General features: G+C 37.4%; 20 protein-coding genes and 1 tRNA gene. 8 read left to right on the top strand and 13 right to left on the bottom strand.

Translation table 11 applies throughout. From position 1 onward, the window contains the following. Nucleotides 1–5: 5 nt before the first annotated feature. The gene (locus AC1M83_RS06980; protein ID WP_180028416.1) at nucleotides 6–380 is read right to left on the bottom strand and encodes a winged helix-turn-helix transcriptional regulator; all 375 of its coding nucleotides are present in this window, start codon (nucleotides 378–380) and stop codon (nucleotides 6–8) included. Between the two features lie 117 nt (nucleotides 381–497). On the opposite strand from AC1M83_RS06980, the gene AC1M83_RS06975 reads away from it, so the two are divergent. After that, entirely contained in the window at nucleotides 498–1,361 is an 864-nt protein-coding gene (locus AC1M83_RS06975) for an SDR family oxidoreductase (protein ID WP_481590316.1), read from the top strand. Between the two features lie 28 nt (nucleotides 1,362–1,389). Here AC1M83_RS06975 and AC1M83_RS06970 read toward each other — a convergent pair whose 3' ends face one another. The 8 genes from AC1M83_RS06970 to uvrB all read right to left on the bottom strand — a co-directional run bounded on the left by AC1M83_RS06970 (nucleotide 1,390) and on the right by uvrB (nucleotide 10,399). Next, a complete protein-coding gene (locus tag AC1M83_RS06970) occupies nucleotides 1,390–2,070 on the bottom strand; it encodes a hypothetical protein (RefSeq protein ID WP_180028418.1) in 681 nt (226 codons plus the stop codon). A gap of 11 nt (nucleotides 2,071–2,081) precedes the next feature. Further along, complete coding sequence (locus AC1M83_RS06965; RefSeq protein WP_180028419.1) at nucleotides 2,082–2,840, bottom strand: MFS transporter; 759 nt, start codon at nucleotides 2,838–2,840, stop codon at nucleotides 2,082–2,084. A 189-nt stretch (nucleotides 2,841–3,029) separates the two neighbouring features. Continuing rightward, complete coding sequence (locus AC1M83_RS06960; protein ID WP_481590315.1) at nucleotides 3,030–4,487, bottom strand: glyceraldehyde-3-phosphate dehydrogenase; 1,458 nt, start codon at nucleotides 4,485–4,487, stop codon at nucleotides 3,030–3,032. A 245-nt stretch (nucleotides 4,488–4,732) separates the two neighbouring features. Further along, nucleotides 4,733–5,845, bottom strand: coding sequence for a hypothetical protein (locus tag AC1M83_RS06955; RefSeq protein ID WP_481590314.1), 1,113 nt, complete (start codon nucleotides 5,843–5,845; stop codon nucleotides 4,733–4,735). Next, nucleotides 5,842–6,444, bottom strand: a complete 603-nt coding sequence (locus AC1M83_RS06950) for a hypothetical protein (RefSeq protein WP_481590313.1) — start codon at nucleotides 6,442–6,444, stop codon at nucleotides 5,842–5,844. Before AC1M83_RS06950 ends, AC1M83_RS06955 begins: the two co-directional genes overlap by 4 nt. 157 nt (nucleotides 6,445–6,601) lie before the next feature. Continuing rightward, nucleotides 6,602–7,546, bottom strand: coding sequence for an EamA family transporter RarD (gene rarD, locus AC1M83_RS06945; protein WP_481590312.1), 945 nt, complete (start codon nucleotides 7,544–7,546; stop codon nucleotides 6,602–6,604). A gap of 106 nt (nucleotides 7,547–7,652) precedes the next feature. Next, on the bottom strand, nucleotides 7,653–8,255 hold the full coding sequence (locus AC1M83_RS06940) for a lipocalin family protein (RefSeq protein WP_481590311.1): 603 nt from the start codon (nucleotides 8,253–8,255) through the stop codon (nucleotides 7,653–7,655). Between the two features lie 122 nt (nucleotides 8,256–8,377). Beyond that, the gene (gene uvrB, locus AC1M83_RS06935) at nucleotides 8,378–10,399 is read right to left on the bottom strand and encodes an excinuclease ABC subunit UvrB (RefSeq protein WP_179997909.1); all 2,022 of its coding nucleotides are present in this window, start codon (nucleotides 10,397–10,399) and stop codon (nucleotides 8,378–8,380) included. Nucleotides 10,400–10,589: 190 nt separating this feature from the next. On the opposite strand from uvrB, the gene AC1M83_RS06930 reads away from it, so the two are divergent. The 5 genes from AC1M83_RS06930 (at nucleotide 10,590) to AC1M83_RS06910 (ending at nucleotide 17,600) form a co-directional block, all read left to right on the top strand. After that, nucleotides 10,590–11,375 (top strand): A1S_2505 family phage non-structural protein, encoded by a 786-nt coding sequence (locus AC1M83_RS06930; protein WP_481590310.1) that lies wholly within the window; start codon nucleotides 10,590–10,592, stop codon nucleotides 11,373–11,375. A 76-nt stretch (nucleotides 11,376–11,451) separates the two neighbouring features. Next, a complete protein-coding gene (locus AC1M83_RS06925; protein ID WP_481590309.1) occupies nucleotides 11,452–12,402 on the top strand; it encodes a PAS domain-containing protein in 951 nt (316 codons plus the stop codon). Beyond that, entirely contained in the window at nucleotides 12,389–12,868 is a 480-nt protein-coding gene (locus tag AC1M83_RS06920) for a GGDEF domain-containing protein (protein WP_481590308.1), read from the top strand. Before AC1M83_RS06925 ends, AC1M83_RS06920 begins: the two co-directional genes overlap by 14 nt. 133 nt (nucleotides 12,869–13,001) lie before the next feature. After that, complete coding sequence (locus tag AC1M83_RS06915) at nucleotides 13,002–14,444, top strand: sensor domain-containing diguanylate cyclase (protein WP_481590307.1); 1,443 nt, start codon at nucleotides 13,002–13,004, stop codon at nucleotides 14,442–14,444. Nucleotides 14,445–14,705: 261 nt separating this feature from the next. Beyond that, a complete protein-coding gene (locus tag AC1M83_RS06910; RefSeq protein ID WP_481590306.1) occupies nucleotides 14,706–17,600 on the top strand; it encodes a calcium-binding protein in 2,895 nt (964 codons plus the stop codon). Between the two features lie 41 nt (nucleotides 17,601–17,641). On the opposite strand, the gene AC1M83_RS06905 is transcribed toward AC1M83_RS06910, so the two are convergent. Then, complete coding sequence (locus AC1M83_RS06905; RefSeq protein WP_092767054.1) at nucleotides 17,642–17,824, bottom strand: hypothetical protein; 183 nt, start codon at nucleotides 17,822–17,824, stop codon at nucleotides 17,642–17,644. A 216-nt stretch (nucleotides 17,825–18,040) separates the two neighbouring features. Here AC1M83_RS06905 and AC1M83_RS06900 point away from each other — a divergent pair, with 216 nt between their 5' ends. Next, nucleotides 18,041–19,267: a pyridoxal phosphate-dependent aminotransferase gene (locus AC1M83_RS06900; protein WP_035265512.1), complete on the top strand. Its 1,227-nt coding sequence runs from the start codon at nucleotides 18,041–18,043 to the stop codon at nucleotides 19,265–19,267. 497 nt (nucleotides 19,268–19,764) lie between these two features. Here AC1M83_RS06900 and AC1M83_RS06895 read toward each other — a convergent pair whose 3' ends face one another. Continuing rightward, nucleotides 19,765–20,208 (bottom strand): hypothetical protein, encoded by a 444-nt coding sequence (locus tag AC1M83_RS06895; RefSeq protein ID WP_481587793.1) that lies wholly within the window; start codon nucleotides 20,206–20,208, stop codon nucleotides 19,765–19,767. 239 nt (nucleotides 20,209–20,447) lie between these two features. Between AC1M83_RS06895 and AC1M83_RS06890 the strand changes: the two genes are divergently transcribed. Beyond that, a tRNA-Asn gene (locus tag AC1M83_RS06890) sits at nucleotides 20,448–20,523 on the top strand. Nucleotides 20,524–20,610: 87 nt separating this feature from the next. Here AC1M83_RS06890 and AC1M83_RS06885 read toward each other — a convergent pair. After that, nucleotides 20,611–21,264, bottom strand: coding sequence for a MiaE family protein (locus tag AC1M83_RS06885; RefSeq protein ID WP_180028430.1), 654 nt, complete (start codon nucleotides 21,262–21,264; stop codon nucleotides 20,611–20,613). Between the two features lie 14 nt (nucleotides 21,265–21,278). After that, nucleotides 21,279–22,004, bottom strand: a complete 726-nt coding sequence (gene pdxJ, locus AC1M83_RS06880; protein WP_035267175.1) for a pyridoxine 5'-phosphate synthase — start codon at nucleotides 22,002–22,004, stop codon at nucleotides 21,279–21,281. Between the last annotated feature and the right edge of the window lies 1 nt (nucleotide 22,005).

Raw genomic sequence — 22,005 nt, 5'->3', positions numbered from 1 at the left:
AATAACTATCGCGTAATAAGTGCCTTACTTTCCAAAATCTCGGGTAAATTTCGCTCAATCCAATGGATCAATTCATTTAATTTCATCGCTGCATTTGAACCCAATACAGTGAGTTGATACTCCACCTTTGGAGGAACTACTGGATAAACAGTGCGCAAAATAAAACCATCTTTTTCTAAGGTTTTTAGTGTCTGAGCCAACATTTTTTCGCTCACCCCCTCAATTCTTTGTTTTAGCTCACTAAAACGATGCACACCATCACTCAAGCAACTTAGGACGAGAACTGACCATTTACTGGTGAGATGCTCCAAAATTTCACGAGAAGGACATTCACTGGATAAAACTTGACCTAATAAATCACTATGCGCATATGTACTCATCATTTTTCTCTTAACAGTTAATAACTTACTTTTAGGTATGTACTTTCATTAAGTAAGTTAACAGATTAATATGCCTGCATCAAGTTTATTTTTTAGCCACATTAAGAGGAAATTAAAATGAAAATTGCGATTACAGGTGCAACTGGTGAATTAGGTCGTTTAGTTGTTCAAGAACTTAAAAAACTTCATAGCAAGCATGAAATTATTGCTTTGGTTCGCAACCCAGAAAAAGCTAAAATTTTATTTTCTGAAGATATTCAAGTACGCAAATTTGATTATGATCAGCCAAATGATCTCGCAAATTCTCTTCACGATGTTGATAAACTCCTGCTCATTTCTGCCAATGAAATTGGTCGTCGCACTCCACAACATAAGGCTGTTATTGATGCTGCAATTAAAGCTAGAGTTCCTCACTTAATCTATACCAGCTTACTGAACGCAGATCATTCTCCGCTTGGCTTAGCCAATGAACATCGAGAAACGGAAAAATTAATACGTGAAAGTTCTATTACCTACACCTTTTTAAGAAATAATTGGTATAGCGAAAACTATTTATCTGCGCTCACCCATCAAATCGAGACAGGCATTGTGTACGGAGCGGCTCAAGATGGTTTAATTAGTTCAGCTTCTCGTTTGGATTATGCCACTGCTGCAGCTCAAATATTAAATGATGAATCAGCTCAACATTTGAACAAAATTTACGAGCTTGCTGGTAGCGAAAGCTTTAGCTTAAATGATTTTGCGACCCTACTTTCTGAGTTTTCACAACAGCCTGTGAAATATCAAAACTTATCTCCAGAAGATTATCGTCAAGGATTAACTCAAGCTGGTTTACCACTAGGTCTCATTGACATCATTGTAGATGCAGATCTTCACACCGCCCATGGTGCGATGTACAGTGAACGCAAAGATCTTGAACATTTAATTGGTCGAAAAACTACATCGATTCGTGAAAGCATTCAGCAAGCCCTGAATGCTTAGAGAATAGACTCCCCTTAAAGGGGAGTTTTTACTTTTTAATATTGCGCAGAGGTAAATCCAAGTTCATATCTAAATTTGCTTTTGTTTCACGCTCCAAGTTGTACATTGTTGCTCTAAAACTAGATACATCCTTCATCAAAATTGGATCATTTAAATGCAATACAGGTTTGAAAACATGATCAATATCCACATCAAGCTGCTCATGCAAATCTAAATACACAGGACCATCAAAATCAATCGTAATCGGAACTTGATAAGTACGCTTTAAATGAAATGGAACTTCAAGCTGAATAGGCAAATCTAAATTTAACGGAAATTTAGGTAAAAATCGTGTTTTATACACCAAATCTGTTGTTGCACTAATTGGAATCGTTTGATCGATTTTTACTTTCGTTTGATAATCCACACTCACAGAAACAGGGACTTCGATTTTAAACTTGAGATTGGTTTTGTATTTACCCTGCAAATCTAAATCAATATTTTCCTGTACTTTAATTTCTGTATTTAATGCGCCAATCGCTTGTACCTCAAGATAATTCCCAACATCAATTTTGGTCAGCAATGATTCTGACAACTGTACACTTGCATTCTTCGCACTGACTTGAACAGATGCTTGAATATTGAGATATAGCCAAAAACCTACGGCGACAATGCTTGCCACGACAATAAATACGAGCGAACCATATCCCACGATTTTTTTAGCACTCATGCTTCTCGAGCTCACTGGGCTTTCACCGATTCAGCAGATTGATCATCCTTCTGAAATTTAATGGGTGATGCTGCTTCCACTTTTTGATTTTTTTGTAATGTTAAGGTATTGAGTGGGATAACCAACTCACCTTTTTGTATTTTAATTGGCAAAGTATTTTGTACGTTGACTGAAGCCTCTAACGCAGTTTTAATTGGTGCATTCAAATGACCTTCTACTGGTATATCCACATCTAAATCCGTTTTTAATGGGATGCGTAGATTCTCTTTTAAATCCGCTTGAACAGGTGCTTGAAATTTCAAGTGAACCATTTGATCTAAGGGAACATCCATTTCAACAGGTACATCAAGTTTAATTGGAATCGTCCCTTTCAATGGCAATGTAATATCTTTGCCCAAAATGCGAACCTTTACTTTAGTATCTACTGCTAAATTTTGATCTACAATCAAATTTTCACGGACTGGAATAACCGTTTTAATTGGTACTTGATTGTCGAAATGAACCATAGGATTCAATGTTTGTTGTACAGGAATAGAAAGATTTTCTCGTATTGGAATGGTCGTTTTCACACGACCTGTCACATTTACATCCAAAGCATCATGGATTTGAACTTTCGCTTGCAATGGCTCCTGAAGATCAATATTCACGGCTTGATCTTCAAGTGGAATGTAAATTTTAAAATGTTGAAAAACCCATAAGGCAATTGCTATACCACTCGCGGCAGCCAAAGCAATCAGCACGAAGCCAATGACAAGATATTTGATGCGCAAAAATATAATCCTTTAACACTTATTTTTTTAATCACCTGCTCACAATCCATATTTTATGTGAACAAATACGCAATTTTTCAATATTAAACCACTTATTTTGAAGAAACCATATTGCTCTAAAGTCTTAATTACGTAAATTTAGGCAAATAAAAAAGAGCCTCGAAAGAGGCTCTTTTTATGCTTTACAAATTATGCATTTGTTTCAGCAGGTACTTTTGGATAGCTTACGCCGCCCATTTGTTCAGCGATACGCAGAACTTGGCAGCTATAACCTACTTCGTTGTCGTACCATACATATGCTGTTAAACGGTTACCAGACGTAATTGTTGCTTGTGCATCAAAAACACCTGCAGTGCGTGAACCGATAAAGTCAGATGATACAACTTCAGTAGAGTTTGTATAACCAATTTGACCTTGGAGATTAGAGTTGATAGAAATTTGACGAATATATTCGTTCACTTCATCACGATCAACTTCTTTGTCTAAAGTCAGGTTAAGGATTGCTAAAGACACGTTAGGTGTTGGTACACGTACAGAGTTACCAGTTAATTTGCCTTTAAGCGCTGGAAGTGCTTTAGCAACTGCTTTAGCAGCACCCGTTTCAGTGATCACCATGTTCAACGTTGCAGCACGGCCACGACGGTCAGCTTTATGGTAATTGTCGATCAAGTTTTGGTCGTTCGTGAACGAGTGAACTGTTTCAACGTGACCATTAATCACTGTATATTTGTCATGAAGTACTTTCAACGTCGGTGTGATCGCGTTTGTAGTACAGCTTGCAGCAGAGATGATTGTATCTTCATCAAGAATGTCAGCTTGGTTAACACCAAACACAACGTTCTTCATATCACCTTTACCAGGTGCAGTTAAGATTACACGTGCAGCGCCTGGGCATTTAAGGTGCTGAGCAAGACCTTCAGCGTCACGCCATTTACCAGTGTTATCAATCACCAATGCATTTTCAATACCATATGCAGTGTAATCCACTTCTGATGGGTTAGATGCATAGATCACTTTGATGAATTGACCATTCGCAATAATTGCTTCGTTTTCTTCATCTACAGAAATCGTACCTGCAAATGGACCATGAATAGAGTCACGACGAAGTAAAGAAGCACGTTTCTCTAAATCACCATCAGATGATTTACGAACAACAATCGCTTTAAGGTTTAGACCACGACCAAGACCAGACTGACCAATCATAAGACGTGCAAGGATACGACCAATACGACCAAAACCATAAAGCACAACATCTTTATGCTCAACAGATGCAGCATTTCCTTGTAGTGATTTAACAGCGTCAGCAACGAATGTATCTACATCGCCACCTTTTGCTTTAAATTCTACAGCAAGTTTGCCTAAATCGATTTCAGCTGTGCCGATATTTTGTACTTTAACCAATGCTTCAAGGATTGGGAAAGTATCTACAGCAGAAAGTTCAACGTCTAAAACACGTGTACGACGGTGAGCTTTAAGAATTTGGATAACCGAGCGGTTAATTAAAGAGCGACCGTATACTGTAGCTACGATGTTTTTTTCACGGTATAACTGACCAACAAGGGCAATCATACGTTCCGCGAGTTCTTCACGGTTTTTCCAGCGACCTTGGTGCTCTGCATGTAGGGCAACGATAGTGTCTTTGCTCACAGATACGTCCTCTAATTAATTGTAAATCTAAGCATAAATTTCAAAACCCCATAATTGTAAAGGAATTAACTCAGAGTTGAAATGAAAACTCGGTTTATTTTTTACTAAAGCAATTTTCTCTTGGTAAAAAATATATTTTAGCAATTGAATTACAATATAATTTTTTGGGTAAATGATTTCATTTAGATATCAAATACTGATCATTAAGCCTACAAATCCAATTTCGTCACTGAGTTGAAGCCTGTTCAACTAAATACTGGTGAAGCCGAAATATCCTGACTCAACATCATATTTAAATCTTCTAAATTAAAATCTTCTAAGTTTTCTGGGAGTTTGACCAATACTGGAAGCTTAGTTAAACCATTTTGCCCCGAAGGGAATGCATAATGTCGTTCAAACTCACTTGTAGCTGAAAAACTTTCAAATTCAATAAATACACTATATTTTCGATAGTTTTTAGGCACACTTAAAATATCTAGATAAGCCTGCTTCTTGATTTTCACCATGGCCAATGAAGTTTGTTGAAGTTCTTTTTCTAGCTTTTCTCCAGCCACCATTCTTTTTAAAAATGAGCCTTGAACTTCAGCATAATCTCGTTTCAAACGCATCGTATGAGACAGCATTTCTCGGTAATCTTGAATATGTTGGCTTAAATCTTCTTGTAATGCATTTAATGGTTTCTTGGAGCGCTCATGCATGACTCCACGCTCATACATATTCAATGGTACAAATATTTCATCTTTACGCTTTTCAAGTAGTTTTAAATAGGCTAACAACTTGTATTCAAACAATTGGACTGAGGAATTAAAAAATAATGAAGGCTGTTGTTTAAAATCTTTATAATTCGCCAGAATATCTGAAAATATGCGATGCACACTTTTAAACAGATGCTCATATTCTTCAATATGTGATAAATGCTGTTCTAAAGCCACCAGGAGAGGTTGTAGCAATTCGACAGTCAATGCTTGCTCAATCTTCCGTAAATGCTGTTTGGCTACAAAATCACTATTACTTCCAGCCATCCCTAAATTTTGTGTCAAAAGCGGTAATATCTTCTGTTCAGCAACATCTTCAAATTCTTGCACAATTTGAATGACATCTTTATGCACTTGATGCTGAATAGTAACCATCATCTGCACGTGTTCCATAAACTGTTTGATATACCCCTCTTCATTGTAACGGCGCATATCCAGAACTAACCCATTGAGATAAATTTGCTGGTTGTATTCCATTCGATCTTCAAATAAAAAACGACGGATCGAAAATGGATTTTGTTCAAACTGACTGGTTGGTGCGATGACGAATAGAAATTCAGAGGTTTTAACAATATCAAAGTGTCGAATGGACTGTTCTTTCAACAACCATTGTGCAAAAAAGGATGCTCCATGATCGATGAGCTTCTAGGTAGAAGGGGTTTAAACCAATACCCCAATAATTGTTGCTTAATAAATACTTCTATCATAAAGCTCTTAATCTGAGCTGAAGTTAACTGACGAGTTCCAACTGGTGTTTCAAGATTTAATTCTCGAATTAACTTAGCAACATCTTGCAAAAAAACCCGACGCATTAACATTTTTTCGCGTTGTAATTTTAAATTATCCTCAACAGCAATTTGGTCAATTTGATACAGCGCATTTTCCAAATAGTCCGCCACTTGTACGCAATCCGTCATCTCCTTCAACCATTGGATAGATTGACATAACTTTGCTGCAATGGAGCGCATTCTTTCACTAGAAAAACTGTGCTTTAAAATTCCCAGCGACGTCGTGACTTTATATTCGAACGTGTTATTCACACGATTCCAAAATATATCTTTAGGTTTGAGAATTTGACGATCAATTTCTTCGCGAACATCACTATCAGAATGTTGAAATATACGCTCTAAGAGTCTTTGCCAGTTTAAATCCAGACTAGGCTCCATCTGTAATAATGCTGCTCTTGTTTGGTACTGAATCATGATTGTTAAATTAGAATTACTATTGATCTAATAAATTTATCACATTTTTACATTTTAGTTAATTGTGTCACAAATATTTTTAAAGAATAAGCAATTATTCTTATCATTCAGTCAAAAACTCTTATGTACAACTCATCCTTATGTAATTATATGAAACTTAGTGCTCATCTTTTTGGGCTAGACGCGATTGTAGTTTCTTATGTTGATATTGAAGTAACTTTTCAGTTCTTCTTTGACGATAGAGATAAATTGCACCTTCCAAAATAAGGAGCAATACAGCAAACCAAATTGGAATATAAGTCAACCATTCTCCTGCTTCCACGCGTTCACCCATTGCCATTGATGCTCCTGCCAACAAAATCGGCTCTAAATAACTCAATAACCCAAAAATCACAAATGGAAGATATCTGCTCGCCAAGATGTAACTTCCAAGCCCTAAGGCACTTAAGCAACCTAGACCTAGTACGGCTAAAATGAGATATTTAAACTCAATAATCAGAGGTAATGTGTTTGAATAAAAAAATGCTAGAAAAACAGCAACTGGAATCACCAGCAATAAATCCCACCAGAATCCACCTAAATGATCTGTTGCAAATTTTCTTCTTAAAAAAAAGTAGATCGGATAAGCCACAGCAACATACATGGTTTCCCATGCCACAGTACCGATGCGCCAGATTTCATGGCTGACACCAAGAATTGCAAAAAACACTGCTGCAATTTGCCACTTTGAGAGCTTTTCTTTGTAAAGAACGCAACCAAAGAGAACCATCACCAGAGGCAACAAAAAATATCCTAAAGAAACCTCAAGCCCCCGACCATTGATTGGTCCCCACAAAAATAACCAGAGTTGAGTTGTACACAAAAACGAACTGATCAAGAGCCAAATTAAAATAGATGGTTGTTTGCAAATTTTATTATAAATTTCTCGAACATATTTTAGATCACCCGACCACCACATAAACAACGTTAAAAAAGGTAACGTGGCTAACATTCGCCAAGCAAAGGTTTGCTCGCTGTCTAGTGGTCTAAGAAAATACGTATAAAAATATAGCACCCCAAATGTCACTGATGCCATAACTGACAATGCTATACCTTTTAACATATCTGAACCTAAATTTTACCAAACGATATTATAGCTAGAATTCATAGCAATAGATGTTGATGCATAAAAAAACCACGCCTTAGCGTGGTTCTCATCATTTTCAACATTATTTTGTTGAACCAGGTGCTTGACCCGTTTGCTTTGTACGTATCACATCGCTTAAGTCATAACCAACGGATTTAGCATAATCAAGATACTCATTCACAACTGCTTGATCAGGATTATGCGTGCGAGAAAGCACCCACATGTACTTACGTTTAGGCTCACCCACAAGTACAGTTTGATAATCCTCATCCAGTTTCAGCACCCAATAATCGCCACGACCAACTGGTAACCATCGAATAGCACTCGGCAAGAAACTAACTTTCAATTTTGTATTAAATGGCTGATTTTGTACAAATGCCTCACCCACTGACTGAGTCACTTTACCATCAGCAGTAAAACAACGGTTATCAACATTGACATTACCATTTTCATTTAATGTATATGTCGCAGTCACATCACGATCACACTTGTTTTGGAAATAAAGTGGCTTACGTGCTACTTCATACCAAACACCTAAGTATTTATCGAGTTCAACTTTCTCAACAGTGTTGAGTGGCTTCTCCTGAGCATAAACCATCGTTGCTGCCCCTAAACCAACCAATAACGCACCACCCAATACACTCTTGCTAACATTGAAACCAGCAGATGGGAGACTCTTGATCATCTAAATAACCCCTATTTATTGAATTTGTTTGTGAGTATTCATTTACTCTTCTACAATAATGGTTATTTTTCGGCTTAATGTTACGTTATGTGATGATTTTACAGTGTTTTCTGTAAATTAAATCACTGAATTAACTGTGCTTTTAAACGCACGATCTCATCACGGAAACGCGCTGCTTGCTCAAACTGAAGCTCTTTCGAAGCTTTGAGCATTTCTTTCTCTAATTTAGCCAAATGTTTTGCCAATAGTTTTGGATCGGAAACTATATGGCGCTCATCCGCACTTAATGCACGTGCTTGTCCCGATACACTCTCATCAATTGACTCATCATCATACACTTCACCAGTATCAATTTCTTTGATGACTTGGCGGACTGCTGAACGCGGAGTGATGCCATGTTCTAAGTTAAAATTAATTTGTTTGGTACGGCGACGCTCCGTTTCATCAATCGCTTTTTGCATTGAATCCGTAATCCGATCTGCATATAAAATAGCCTTTCCTTCAACATTTCGAGCAGCACGACCAATGGTTTGGATAAGTGAACGTTCTGAGCGTAAAAAGCCTTCTTTATCGGCATCTAATATTGCAACTAAAGATACCTCAGGCATGTCTAAACCTTCACGGAGTAAGTTAATTCCAATCAAAGCATCGTAGACACCTGTTCGTAATTCATGAATGATCTTCACACGTTCAACAGTATCGATATCAGAGTGCAGATAAGCCACTTTGATCCCGTACTCTTTTAAATATGACGTCAAATCTTCAGCCATACGTTTGGTTAACGTTGTGACCAAGACGCGTTCATTTTTATCTTTACGTTGATTAATCTCCGAAAGGACATCGTCCACCTGAGTCAATACTGGTCGAATTTCAATGACGGGGTCAATCAACCCTGTTGGACGCACCACCTGCTCAGCAATTTGTTCTGATTTTTCTAATTCATAATTGGCAGGCGTCGCACTGACATAAATTGTAGTAGGAATAATACGTTCCCACTCTTCAAACTTCATTGGTCGATTATCCAATGCACTTGGCAAGCGGAAACCATAATTCACTAGATTTTCTTTACGTGATCGATCGCCTTTATACATCGCACCAATTTGAGGAACCGTAACATGCGATTCATCAATAATAAGTAATGCATCCTCAGGCAGGTAGTCGAAAAGCGTTGGCGGGGCCTCTCCAGCTGGTCGACCTGATAAATGTCTCGAGTAATTCTCAATACCATTGGTATAACCAAGCTGTTGCATCATCTCAAGGTCATATCGAGTACGCTGTTCAATACGTTGAGCTTCAAGCAATTTATCTTCAGCTCTGAAATATGCCAAGCGCTCTTTGAGTTCTTCACGAATCGTTTCGATGGCACGCTGCAAGTTATCTTTAGGCGTCACATAGTGACTTTTAGGATAAATCGTGATTCGTGGGACTTTACGAATCATTTTTCCAGTCAAAGGATCAAACCAGCGGATCGAATCCACTTCATCATCAAATAGCTCAATCCGCACTGCATTTTGTTCTGACTCTGCGGGGAAAATATCAAGAATTTCTCCACGAATTCGATAAGTACCTCGTAAAAATTCGAGTTCATTACGCGTATATTGCATTTCTACCAATCGACGAATCAACTCATCACGGCTGACTCGATCACCTGTCACAATATGTAAGAGCATATTCATATATGCGTTAGGATCACCTAAACCATAAATGGCGGACACCGAAGCAACGATAATGGCATCCTTACGCTCAAGCAAAGCACGCGTTGCGGACAACCGCATCTGATCGATGTGATCATTAATAGCAGAATCCTTTTCAATAAAAGTATCAGATGACGGTACGTATGCTTCTGGCTGGTAGTAATCGTAATAACTTACAAAATACTCAACAGCATTATGTGGAAAAAATGCTTTAAATTCTCCATAGAGTTGAGCCGCAAGGGTTTTGTTGTGTGCCATTACAATAGTAGGACGTTGTAATTGCATAATGACATTCGCCATCGTATAGGTCTTACCAGAGCCTGTTACCCCTAATAGCAATTGATCCTTAAAACCTTGTTGTACTCCTTTAACAAGTTTCTCAATTGCTTGAGGTTGATCTCCTGCAGGCTCGTAATTAGTTACTAATTCAAATGGACGACTGTCACTCACTCGATAATTCTCGCTATACAGATGATAAAAATATGCAATAACATTGGTAATGCATGGCTTGCTTGCTCAAATCTTTATGATTTACTCATCTGATGATGAGGGTGAAAACCATAAATTCAATCAATTTTACTTGACCCTTACAGCAATCAATTGCACCATGAACTTAAATTGCATGTTGATGTAAAAAACTATGACTTACCAATATCACGATGAAACGATTATCAACAGTTTAAATGAAGATACAGTATTTGTATTTGGTAGTAATTTAGCAGGCACTCATGCAGGTGGTGCTGCAAAAATTGCACTTCAACATTTCGGTGCGATTAAAGGTGCTGGCCGCGGATGGGCTGGACAGAGCTATGCAATACCCACCATGAATGAGCATTTGCAACAAATGCCTCTATCCCAGATTGAACACTACATCAATGATTTTAAGATCTATACAAAAAACCACCCCAAGATTAAGTATTTTATTACAGCCGTTGGTTGTGGTGTAGCAGGTTACAAAGTTGCTGAAATAGCACCCATGTTCAAAGGTATATCAAAAAATGTGATTTTCCCGATTTCGTTTAAACCTTTCGTTGAACGAACCTTTCCTAAATTAAACCAACCTTTATTACATGCCATTTTTTCTTCTGAACTGCTGTTCGCGGATTCTTTAGAAACGGCATTTGAGCAACTTAATTTAAATGAATCTGAAAAGAAACTAGCCAATATTTTGATCGAAACGCCGATGTTCCCCGTGGACAGTAATGGACGTGAACGCATATTTGAAATCGAAGATATCCTCTATCATCTAAAAGATCAAACCTTCCAATATGAACCTAAGTCCGATCGTGCATTCATGATGGGTGGTGTGGTATTGGCTTTACTTGAACTCTACCAAATGAATGAACAAGATTTTGTTGATGTTTGGCAAGGGCTTAAGTCAATTTCTGCGCCAAAACCTGAGCATCGAGCAAAAAAATCAGTTTAATAAGATGTTGATTTTATAAGATTCATTCACTTATATTGTATAAATGAATGAATTTTAAACACCAAGGCTCGCATCTATGGATCATTTAGATCTGACCATCTTTGATTTATCTCCAATTGCGATGTGGCTACAAGACTTCAGCGGTGTTAAACAAATTTTTGAACAATGGACTGCTGAAGGTATTGAAGATATTGAAGCATATTTGATGGAGGATCACAGTCGTCTCCACCTTTGCTTGAGTACGATTCATACCTTACGTGTTAACCAAAGTACGCTTAAACTGTATGAAGCAAAAAACTTAGAAGAAATTTTAGAAAGTTTTCAGAAGTTCCTTCATCCTGAAGTCAGCACTTTCCAAATCCAATTTTTTGTATCACTTTGGAAGAATACTGAACATCATATTCCAGTGATCAATTATACGACCAATGGAAAGCGTTTAGATGTTCAATTACGCGGTATGAAATTAAAAGGTTATGAGGATAATTGGAAATGCCTACTCATGACCACCGAAGATATTTCCCAATATCAAAAAGCACGTCATTTTGCCGAATCTTTATTTACTTATAATCCAACAGCACTATGGATCATGGATTTTAGCCAAATTAAAAAAAGATTTGAGCTGCTCCGTTTGCAAAACATTGAGAATTTAGACCAACACATTCATCAACATCCAGAATTTGTTGTGGAATGCTTTGAGCAAATAAATTTCATTGATGTCAATGAAGCGGCGCTCAAACTTTTTGCTGTGAAAGATAAATCTCAATTTTTACATCATTCCCATGATTTATTTGATATTAAACGTTTGGAAAATTTTAAAAGCCAGTTACTACAATTGTGGAATCATGAAGAATATCAACAGCGAGAAAGTAGTTTCTACAACGCGAATGGAGAACAAATCTTCGTTTTAGAACAATTAAATATTTTTCCACATAATTTAGATGATTGGGCGGTGATACAAGTCGCCCTTACAGATATCACTGAGCGAAAAAAAATTAGAAAATCACTTACATTATTTGGGTCAACATGACATTTTAACTGATTTACATAACAGAACTTATTTTAATGAAGAAATTGAACGGATTGAGCAACTTGATCTCTATCCAGTGTCTTGTATTTACATTGACATGAACGGTTTAAAAATCATCAATGATCAGTTCGGACATGATGTCGGTGATCAGTATCTAAAAAACTTTGCCGAAATTCTTCAATTTGTCACTCACAAAAAAGATTTTTCAATTTCTAGAATAGGTGGCGATGAATTTGTATTATTGATGCCTCATGCCGATGTTGAGCAAGTTAAAATCCTTGTTCATGATCTTGAAACTCAAATACATCAACATAATCTAGATCACCCTCATCTTTCTATCAGCGTTTCACTCGGACATGCCACAAGACTTAAAGGCGAAACCTTAGAAGATATGTTACGCCGTGCAGATAAATGCATGTATATTAACAAGCATCATTTTTATCAAAATAAAAATCTAACGAATTGAGCTCAACGTTAGCTTAGCTTAAAAAAGTGTCTTAAATCACGTAAATAATAAAAAATTTGAATTTCATATCAAAATAATTTAGTGCTATATTATCCACAATTTATTGTTTTAAAAGAAAAGTTCAAGGATAGTTATGGAGATACTTGATTCATCAATTTTTGATTTATCTCCTATCCCAATGTGGTTGGAAGATTTTAGTGCCATTCAAACCATCTTTAACCAATGGCGTAGTGATGGGGTTACTGATTTAGCTTTACATCTGCAGCAAAATCCAGATCTTGTGACTTTATGCGCACATCAAATTAAGATTGTTAAAGTAAATCAAAAAACACTCGATCTTTTTGAAGCACAAAGCCTTAAACATCTCACCCAAAATTTAAGCACCATTTTCCAACATCAAATGTTTGATGCACATGTAGCGGAATTAGTTGCACTTTGGAAGGGTGAATTAGAGTTTACAAGTACAACCACTAATTTCACCTTGAGTGGTCAACCCTTAGACATAAAACTGCGAGCTGTCGTTTTACCTGGTTCAGAACAAAGTTTAGACCGTATTTTGCTTACTACAGAAGATATTAGTGGTTATATGCAAGCTCGGCGTTTAGAAGAAAAAAATCGTCGATTAGCTGAAGCAAGATTTAGTTATTCACCCACATCATTATGGGTTGAAGACTTTAGTCGCATTAAATTAAGACTCGATCATCTTAAATCAATTGGTATTGATGATTTCAGAACTTTTTTAGATGTGCATCAAGATTTCGTACAACAATGCATTGAAGACATTGTATTACTAGATGTCAATCAAGCAACATTGGATTTATTCAAGGCATCGACGAAATCTGATTTATTTCAAAATCTAAAAAAGGTTTTCTCAAAAGAAATGCATCAAACTTTTAAGGAACAATTAATCGAACTATGGAATGGGAAAATTCATCATAGTCGTGAAGCAATCAACTACGCTTTGGATGGTTCAATTCGTTATGTTTTACTTCAATTCACTGTGTTTCCAGGTTATGAAGAAGATTGGGGACTTGTACAACTTGCCCTAACGGACATTACAGCACGAAAAAAAGCTGAGAGCTATTTAGAATATTTAGGTAAACACGACGTTTTAACCAAACTCAAAAATCGCTCGTTCTACACTGAAGAAATCCATCGATTAGAACGCGCACTTATTCGCCCAGTTTCTGCAATTTTTCTTGATATGAATGGCCTTAAACCGATTAATGATCACTTTGGTCATGATGCAGGTGATGAGATTTTACGCAGAATGGGTAATATCTTAAGTAGAACGATTCACAATACCAGTTATACAGCCTCTCGAATTGGAGGTGATGAATTTGTTATCTTGATGCAAGGTGCAAATGAAACTACCGTTCAGTCGACGATTTTGACCATTCAAGAATTATTGAATATCGATAATCAATATTATTCTAACCATATCATCAGTGCATCAATGGGATTTGCTACAAGCCTTGAGAATGAAACAATTGAGGATATGTTAAAGCGTGCAGATCAATCCATGTATGATCATAAGAGACAATACTACAAATATTTATCCAATAAAAATCAATAGTTTATAATATTTATATTTTTAGATCATACATTTTATTTGCTCTTGAAACACTAGTCATTGCACTGGTGTTTTTTTTTGAAAAAATCAATCTTATTCAGTTCTCATATAAGCTTTACTATATTTTTCATTAAATTATGACAAAAAATTCATGATCTTGTCTAACAAAAGCAATTGATTTTAAATTAATAAAATGTGATTCTCATCACACTTTAATCACGAATAATGATTAAAAACACTTTATTTTTATAAGAGACTATAACAATGGCTTTGTTCAATTATAAATCATTCGATTACTTACCTAACTTTAAATTAAGTTCAGTTCTCTCAATTCCAGCTCAACTCGTTGGTAATGGTCTAATCGCTGCCACCAATGCTGTGAATACTGTTCTTGATGTAGTTTCTCCTATCGGTTTAGCAGGTAATGCTTTACTTGGCAAACCTTTCGAAGCAGTGCACGAACTTGGTGATAAAATTATTGATGCAGCTTCAGATGCAGTGAATTCAGTGGGTAAAGCACTTGGTGCAACCATCGAACCGAATGACACTCATCATAAAAATGAGTGGGAAGACAAAGAACTCAGCTTAGATAACATTTTAAGCCTTCCTGGGGATTTAATTGGAAACACCATTATCGGTGCAACCAATATTGCCAATGATATTCTTGATGCTGCTGCACCGATTGCTATTGCAGGAAATGCGCTTATCCCTGGTTTTGATGTTGTTCATAAAGCAGGTGATACGATTATTGATGCTGTCTCTGATGTGGCTCATGACATTGGCTCAGCGATTGGCGGGACAATTGAACCTAAAGATACGCATTATGATAATGAATGGTCTCAAGAGCTTCCATCAGCTACTGAAAACCTAAAATCAATTGTGAATACAGTTGCAAATCAAGTTGAAAATGCACTTGAACCTATTTTCGATTATGTTCCTGATTTCAAATTTAGCTCAGTACTTTCTATTCCAGCTCAGTTACTAGGTAATGGTTTAGTCACGACAGCAAATTTAGTCAATACAGTTTTAGATGTGGCTTCGCCTATTGGCCTAGCAGGTAATGCTCTACTTGGTAAACCATTTGAAGTTGTTCATGAGTTAGGTGACCGCATTATCGATGCAGCATCGAATTTACTCAGTGGTGCTGGTGAGGCCCTCGGCTCAAATGTAGAAGCAAAAGATACAAACCACAAAAATGAATGGAAAGATGGCGAACTTAGCCTTGATTCAATTTTAAAAATTCCAAGTGAGCTGGTTGGTAATTTGATTATCGGCAAAGATGGCATCGTGAATGATTTATTAGATAGCGTTGCGCCATTGGTTAAAGTTGGTGATAAATTCATTCCTGGTTTCGAAGAAATTCATAAAGCCGGTGATGCAATCATTGATCAAATTTCAGACATTATCGTAAATATTGGTAAGGATATTGGTGCCACTCTTCCACCTTCAGACTCACATTTTGATCGAGAATGGGGGCAACCAAAACAACCAGATCAATCTAATCCATCAAATGACGGTCGTCCTAAATTCTACAAAATTGACAATCAATTCAGTTACCGCGTAAGTGAATCTGCATTTAAACAAGTTCAAGAACTATATAACAAGTTTATCTCAACTGGTTCTTTACAAGGTAAAAATTTCTGGCGCCCTATTTATACCGTGATCAAAGAAGATTTAGCATCAAATGACGCAGTTGATCAGGGTACTAAAAACTGGTTAAAAGTTGCTGAAGCTGTTGCAATAGCTGATCCTCAGAGCTTCCTTTATCAATATGTTCGCTTAGGAACAGGTAAATCACTCGCAGATAAAGGCATCTATATTACGGATGAACAATTCTGGCAAGCATCAAATGTATTGATCAAAACTTTAGCTGACAATTTCTTGAATGGCGTTAAAAATGCTGATGGCGAGACTGTTGTTCCAGCAGGATATTTACCAAGCTCTGATGGTAAGTTTGGATTGGTACTTATGGATGCAACTCAAGCTCTTGAAAACTTGGGTGGCGAGCTAGGTGATTGGACAGGTATCACACCATTAAGTATTCTTGATCACTATTTAGGTGTGGATACTTCACAATTGAACGGTGGTGATAGCCGTCCGTTTACTTGGTATTTAGAGCTATTAGGTGATGTGGTTAAAGCGAACTTAAAAGCTGGTGCGAGTATCTTTGATGTTGTGAATCAAATCGTGACTGAGGGCTTAAACTTCGTTGGACAATTCATCAAAGGTGAAATATTTGATGATGGCTTCTCTTCACGTGATCAACTTGTAAATACATTGACTCAACTTGCTTACGCATATGCAGGTGATTTAGCTGGTTCTGTAGCAGTAGCGACAAACTTATTTAACCCTAACACCAACATTATTACCACTCACTCAGTTTTCGGACGTACCTTAAACGGTAAAGATGGTAATGACATCATTAAAGGCGGTGTCGGCAACGATACGCTTGTAGGTGGTAAAGGTGATGACTTGCTCTTTGGTGGTTGGGGCAATGACATTCTAAAAGGTGGTGAAGGCATCAATGTCCTCGTAGGTGGTCGTGGTGACGATACCTATTATGTACAATCAAAATATGACTTCGTACTTGAACACAACTATGAAGGTACAGACACTGTCATTAGTTCTGCAGATCAGTATCAATTAATCGAAAATATTGAAAACCTTACGCTGATCAATCCAATCAAAGAACTTTTGATTGCTGGATCAGAAATTCAACAAAGTGGTACGGGTAACCAATCTGACAACATTATCACAGGTAGCAAATTCGTAAATAACGAACTAAAAGGTCTCGCTGGAGATGACACCTTAATCGCAAACGGGGGTCTAATTAACATCTTAAATGGTGGTATTGGTAACGACAAATTGTATGGCGACCTTGGTAACGAGACATACTATTTTGATCAAGGCTTTGGAGTAGATACAATCTATGAAAAAGGTGGTCAAGATACCATTCAATTTGGTGCTGGTATCTCAATTGATGATTTACTCGTTCAAGACTCTGGGAATGATCGTATCATCAAACTTAAAGATTCTGCTGATCAAATCACTATTAAAGATTGGGCTAAAGGTGAAGCACATCAAGTTGAATCAATCGTATTTAAAGACGGTTCTACATTCAACTTACTGACTCTAGATCAAAACTTAAGTTACGTGTAATTCTTCCCTGCAAAAAAATAGGTGCTTAAAGCACCTATTTTTTATCTTTTACCCATCGAGCGACGTGTACCACGTGGCGGCATCCATGTGCGATCAGCATAGCGCTGAGGCTTTGGACGTAGAACTTCGATTTCTTCATCAGCTTGCTTTGCGTCATTCACTTGCTTGATAGGAAATGGAAGATTCACTACAGGCTTCTTTTTGGGAGAATTTTCCGAACTCATTTGAGACTACTCATTTCAATCTAACGCTATTGTACGGAAATTTGTTTTTTTATGCGACCCACGTTGTTTAATGTGGATATGTATCATTGCATTAAAATTCGGTGAATTTCGTGATTTTTTGCTAATTTGCCTAGATATTGGACGACTAAAACATTCAATTTAAGCTAAGATAGTGTGCTTTTTATTTTTTTAATCCCTATAAGAAGGAATACTGCCGTGGACGTACGTCTCTCTGATCGTGTCAATGCCATCAAACCGTCCCCAACGCTTGCTGTGACCAATAAAGCTGCAGAACTTAAAGCTGCTGGTAAAAACGTTATTGGCTTAGGTGCAGGTGAACCGGATTTCGATACACCACAACACATCAAAGATGCAGCAATTGCAGCGATTAACAACGGTTTCACTAAATACACCGCAGTTGACGGTACGCCAGGTCTTAAAAAAGCAATTATCGCTAAATTAAAACGTGATAATAACCTTGATTATGCTGCTAACCAGATTCTCGTTTCTTGTGGCGGTAAGCAATCATTCTTTAACCTTGCGCTTGCATTGTTAAATAAAGGCGATGAAGTAATCATCCCTGCTCCATTCTGGGTAAGCTATCCAGATATGGTGATCATCGCAGAAGGTGTGCCAGTTATTGTTAAATGTGGTGAAGAACAACGTTTCAAAATCACACCAGCTCAATTAGAAGCTGCAATTACTGATAAAACTCGCCTAGTTGTTTTAAACAGCCCATCTAACCCAACAGGTATGATTTATACCAAAGAAGAATTAGAAGCATTAGCTGAAGTTCTTCGTAAATATCCTGAAGTATATGTTGCTTCTGATGATATGTACGAACCAATTCGTTGGGACGACGAGTTTTATAACATTGCTACAGTTGCACCAGATCTTTACGATCGCGTAATCGTTCTCAACGGTGTATCTAAAGCATATGCAATGACAGGTTGGCGTATCGGCTATGCAGCAGGTCCTGCTAAATTAATCGGCGCAATGAAGAAAATTCAATCACAATCTACTTCTAACCCAACTTCAATTTCGCAAGTTGCGGCAGAAGCTGCATTGAATGGTCCTCAAGATGTACTTAAACCAATGATTGAAGCTTTCAAACGCCGTCATGATTTGGTTGTTAATGGCTTGAATGATATCAAAGGCATTACATGCTTACCTGCTGACGGTGCATTCTATGCTTATGCAAACATTCGTCCATTGATCCGTGCAAAAGGTTTAAAATCTTGCACAGAATTCTCTGCATGGTTATTGGAAGAAACTGGTGTTGCGGTTGTTCCTGGTGATGCATTCGGTTTAGGCGGTTATATGCGTATTTCATATGCAACAGCAGATGAAGTATTGGTTGATGCGCTTGCACGTATCAAAAAAGCAGCTGACTCAATCGAAGGCGTAGATGCAGCAATTGCTTCTATCGCAGCTGAAAAATAATCTGATAAATTAATCAGATCAAAAAACCCGCGATTTTCGCGGGTTTTTTTTATTAAATCTAAACCCCTTCATGCACCTACATAACCCAATACGCAACATAAAACCTTTTGGTTAATACGCTCTCTCACTGAAGCGAAAAAAGTGTGCTTTTAGGATTGGATAAACGTCGGAGGTTTTTTTAAAGCTATCCAAACATGATCCATCAGTGATCCAAATAGAATATTGAAATTTAAACACTATTCATAGTATCGATAGCTCATTCTGAAAGATCATATTTATCACTGAAAAATCCCATTTATAGATATGCTTTGCACCATCATATAGAAGTTGGAACTGATCTAAGTAACCATAATATGGGATTTAATTAATGAAAAATAAGTTCTAGAAACACCAACTCACCCTACTAAAGAAGATAAAATGACACAGGCTAACTTGGACTATATTTAAAAAAAAATCAATTCACTCAACAATTTCAGATTTGACTTGTGAAAATTTGCCTAAACTGCAAGCTGTTTATTAAACAAATGCTTTGAAGGACGAGAACAACTTAGGCATTCAACATAATATTTAAGTGGTGACTTTAATAAAATCTCACTCACCGCATTCGATTCATTTAACCAAGCAAGCGATTTATTCGTGCCAAGAATGGCATTCCCTTTTATGGAGTAGATATAGACTTTATTTACGTTAGGTGTTAAGTCATTTGCTGCCAAATATTGTTCAAGCGTGAATGATTGATCTTGATCAACAGACCATTTTTCAGAAAACCACAGCTGTAATAACTCACCCAAAACCAGATGATGTTTTTTAAAAGGAAATACATCAATTACCGCGCCCTCTACTTCAATGAAATAAGAACTAGGCGAATTCAAGATAGACAGGTAATTTTGTTTATAGAATTCAAGATTAGAAAAGATCTGAGAAATGGTAAGCGTATTCATTCGCTTTCTCCTATTTTAGCCATTTAGTGCTGGCAAGTTGGTATAAATCCACACTGCTTAAAACTCTGTTTCAAGCGCTCTGTTGTTAAATAAATCTAACAAGCTCATTCTAAATTGGCAAGTAAATTTAAAAAAAACATTTTATTTGAGCAAATAAACAACATGCGGCTCAAAAGTGACAATTGTATGGCAATTTACACTTGACCCAATCTTAAATCCCCTTATAATCGCATTCAGATTCTCCAATAGCTCAGTCGGTAGAGCGACGGACTGTTAATCCGCAGGTCCCTGGTTCGAGCCCAGGTTGGAGAGCCAAATACTAAAAAGCCCAAGCATTTAAGACTTGGGCTTTTTTTTATGTCAAAAAAATCCCCCACTTGGGAGGATTTTCTCAACCATATTTTAAGCTGCTTTTGCTGGAACTCCACTGTGAAAACGGAAGGTTTCATCAGGTGTTAAGATGAGTTGCTTTTCAACTTCACGAATGTGCTCTATACGACTTTGAATATCCTCCTCAGGATCTTTCAATTTCGCAGTTTTAGCCACATCCAGAGCTAGAGCCAAATAATCCTCATAATGGCGTGATTCAGATTTTAGTAAGTAGCGATAATAGCGCCCTAATTCCTCATCGACTCTAGGCGCTAATGCATAAAAACGTTCACATGAGCGTGCTTCCACAAACGCACCAATAATTAAAACATCAATTAGCGCTTCTGGTTCATACGTCCGAATTTCTTTGCGTAAGCCACCCGCATAACGCCCAGCACTTAAACCGACCCATTGCTGCCCGCGCTTGTTCATAAACTCTAAAACCTGCTCATAATGCAGCATTTCCTCACGCACTAATTGAGCGAGCTTAACTTGTAAATCTACAAAAAAGCTGTATCTAAACATGAGATTCATGGCTGTACTGGCTGCTTTCTTTTCACAGTTCGCATGATCTTGCATCAAAATATCAAGATTATTTACAGCCTCATCTAACCAAGCTTGTGGAGTTTCGCAACCAAGGAAGCTTATGACAGGCTTCATTAATTCATCATAATCAATATTTGACATAGTACTCATCAATCTTATCGTGCAGCTTTGATTGCTGCTTTCATATCTTGAACTGCTTGCGTAAGTCCTTTGAAAACAGCATCGGCAATCAGAGAATGTCCAATATTCAATTCGTGTATTTGAGGAATTGCTGCAATAGGAGCAACATTGTCAAGATTAAGTCCATGCCCAGCATTTACGACCAAACCTTTAGCAGCAGCGTATTCTGTTCCACGGATAATACGTTGTAACTCTACCTGCTGTGCTTCTTCTGTTTCAGCATCTGCATAAGCACCTGTATGAATCTCAATAGTTGGCGCACCACAGGCAATTGCAGCATCAATTTGTTCAATATCAGCATCGATAAATAACGATACATCACATCCAATCGCTGCTAATTCCTGTGTAGCAGACTTAACAGCCTCAAAATTACCAACAACATCTAAGCCACCTTCGGTCGTGACTTCTTGACGCTTTTCAGGCACAAAACACACGTGATGCGGCTTTATTTCTTTAGCAAATGCCACCATCTCATCTGTCACTGCCATTTCAAGGTTCATGCGTGTTTTAAGTACAGGGCGCATGCGACGGACATCATCATCATGAATATGACGACGATCCTCACGTAAATGTAATGTAATGCCTTCAGCCCCTGCCTCTTCACAAATTAGTGCTGCCTGTACTGGATCCGGGTAGCGTGTGCCTCGAGCCTGTCTTAGAGTTGCAACATGATCAATGTTCACACCAAGCAATGCAGCCATA

The organism is Acinetobacter sp. 25-47-130, from assembly GCF_056779705.1.
This window is presented reverse-complemented; position numbering and strand designations above follow the sequence as displayed.

What these genes read in the sequence shown, in the direction of transcription:
- AC1M83_RS06970 (WP_180028418.1), bottom strand. Translation starts at nt 2,070, where the DNA reads ATGAGTGCTAAAAAAATCGTGGGATATGGTTCGCTCGTATTTATTGTC.
- AC1M83_RS06950 (WP_481590313.1), bottom strand. Translation starts at nt 6,444, where the DNA reads ATGATTCAGTACCAAACAAGAGCAGCATTATTACAGATGGAGCCTAGT.
- AC1M83_RS06895 (WP_481587793.1), bottom strand. Translation starts at nt 20,208, where the DNA reads ATGAATACGCTTACCATTTCTCAGATCTTTTCTAATCTTGAATTCTAT.
- AC1M83_RS06980 (WP_180028416.1), bottom strand. Translation starts at nt 380, where the DNA reads ATGAGTACATATGCGCATAGTGATTTATTAGGTCAAGTTTTATCCAGT.
- AC1M83_RS06905 (WP_092767054.1), bottom strand. Translation starts at nt 17,824, where the DNA reads ATGAGTTCGGAAAATTCTCCCAAAAAGAAGCCTGTAGTGAATCTTCCA.
- AC1M83_RS06940 (WP_481590311.1), bottom strand. Translation starts at nt 8,255, where the DNA reads ATGATCAAGAGTCTCCCATCTGCTGGTTTCAATGTTAGCAAGAGTGTA.
- AC1M83_RS06975 (WP_481590316.1), top strand. Translation starts at nt 498, where the DNA reads ATGAAAATTGCGATTACAGGTGCAACTGGTGAATTAGGTCGTTTAGTT.
- AC1M83_RS06930 (WP_481590310.1), top strand. Translation starts at nt 10,590, where the DNA reads ATGACTTACCAATATCACGATGAAACGATTATCAACAGTTTAAATGAA.
- AC1M83_RS06885 (WP_180028430.1), bottom strand. Translation starts at nt 21,264, where the DNA reads ATGTCAAATATTGATTATGATGAATTAATGAAGCCTGTCATAAGCTTC.
- rarD (WP_481590312.1), bottom strand. Translation starts at nt 7,546, where the DNA reads ATGTTAAAAGGTATAGCATTGTCAGTTATGGCATCAGTGACATTTGGG.
- AC1M83_RS06915 (WP_481590307.1), top strand. Translation starts at nt 13,002, where the DNA reads ATGGAGATACTTGATTCATCAATTTTTGATTTATCTCCTATCCCAATG.
- AC1M83_RS06925 (WP_481590309.1), top strand. Translation starts at nt 11,452, where the DNA reads ATGGATCATTTAGATCTGACCATCTTTGATTTATCTCCAATTGCGATG.
- pdxJ (WP_035267175.1), bottom strand. Translation starts at nt 22,004, where the DNA reads ATGGCTGCATTGCTTGGTGTGAACATTGATCATGTTGCAACTCTAAGA.
- AC1M83_RS06910 (WP_481590306.1), top strand. Translation starts at nt 14,706, where the DNA reads ATGGCTTTGTTCAATTATAAATCATTCGATTACTTACCTAACTTTAAA.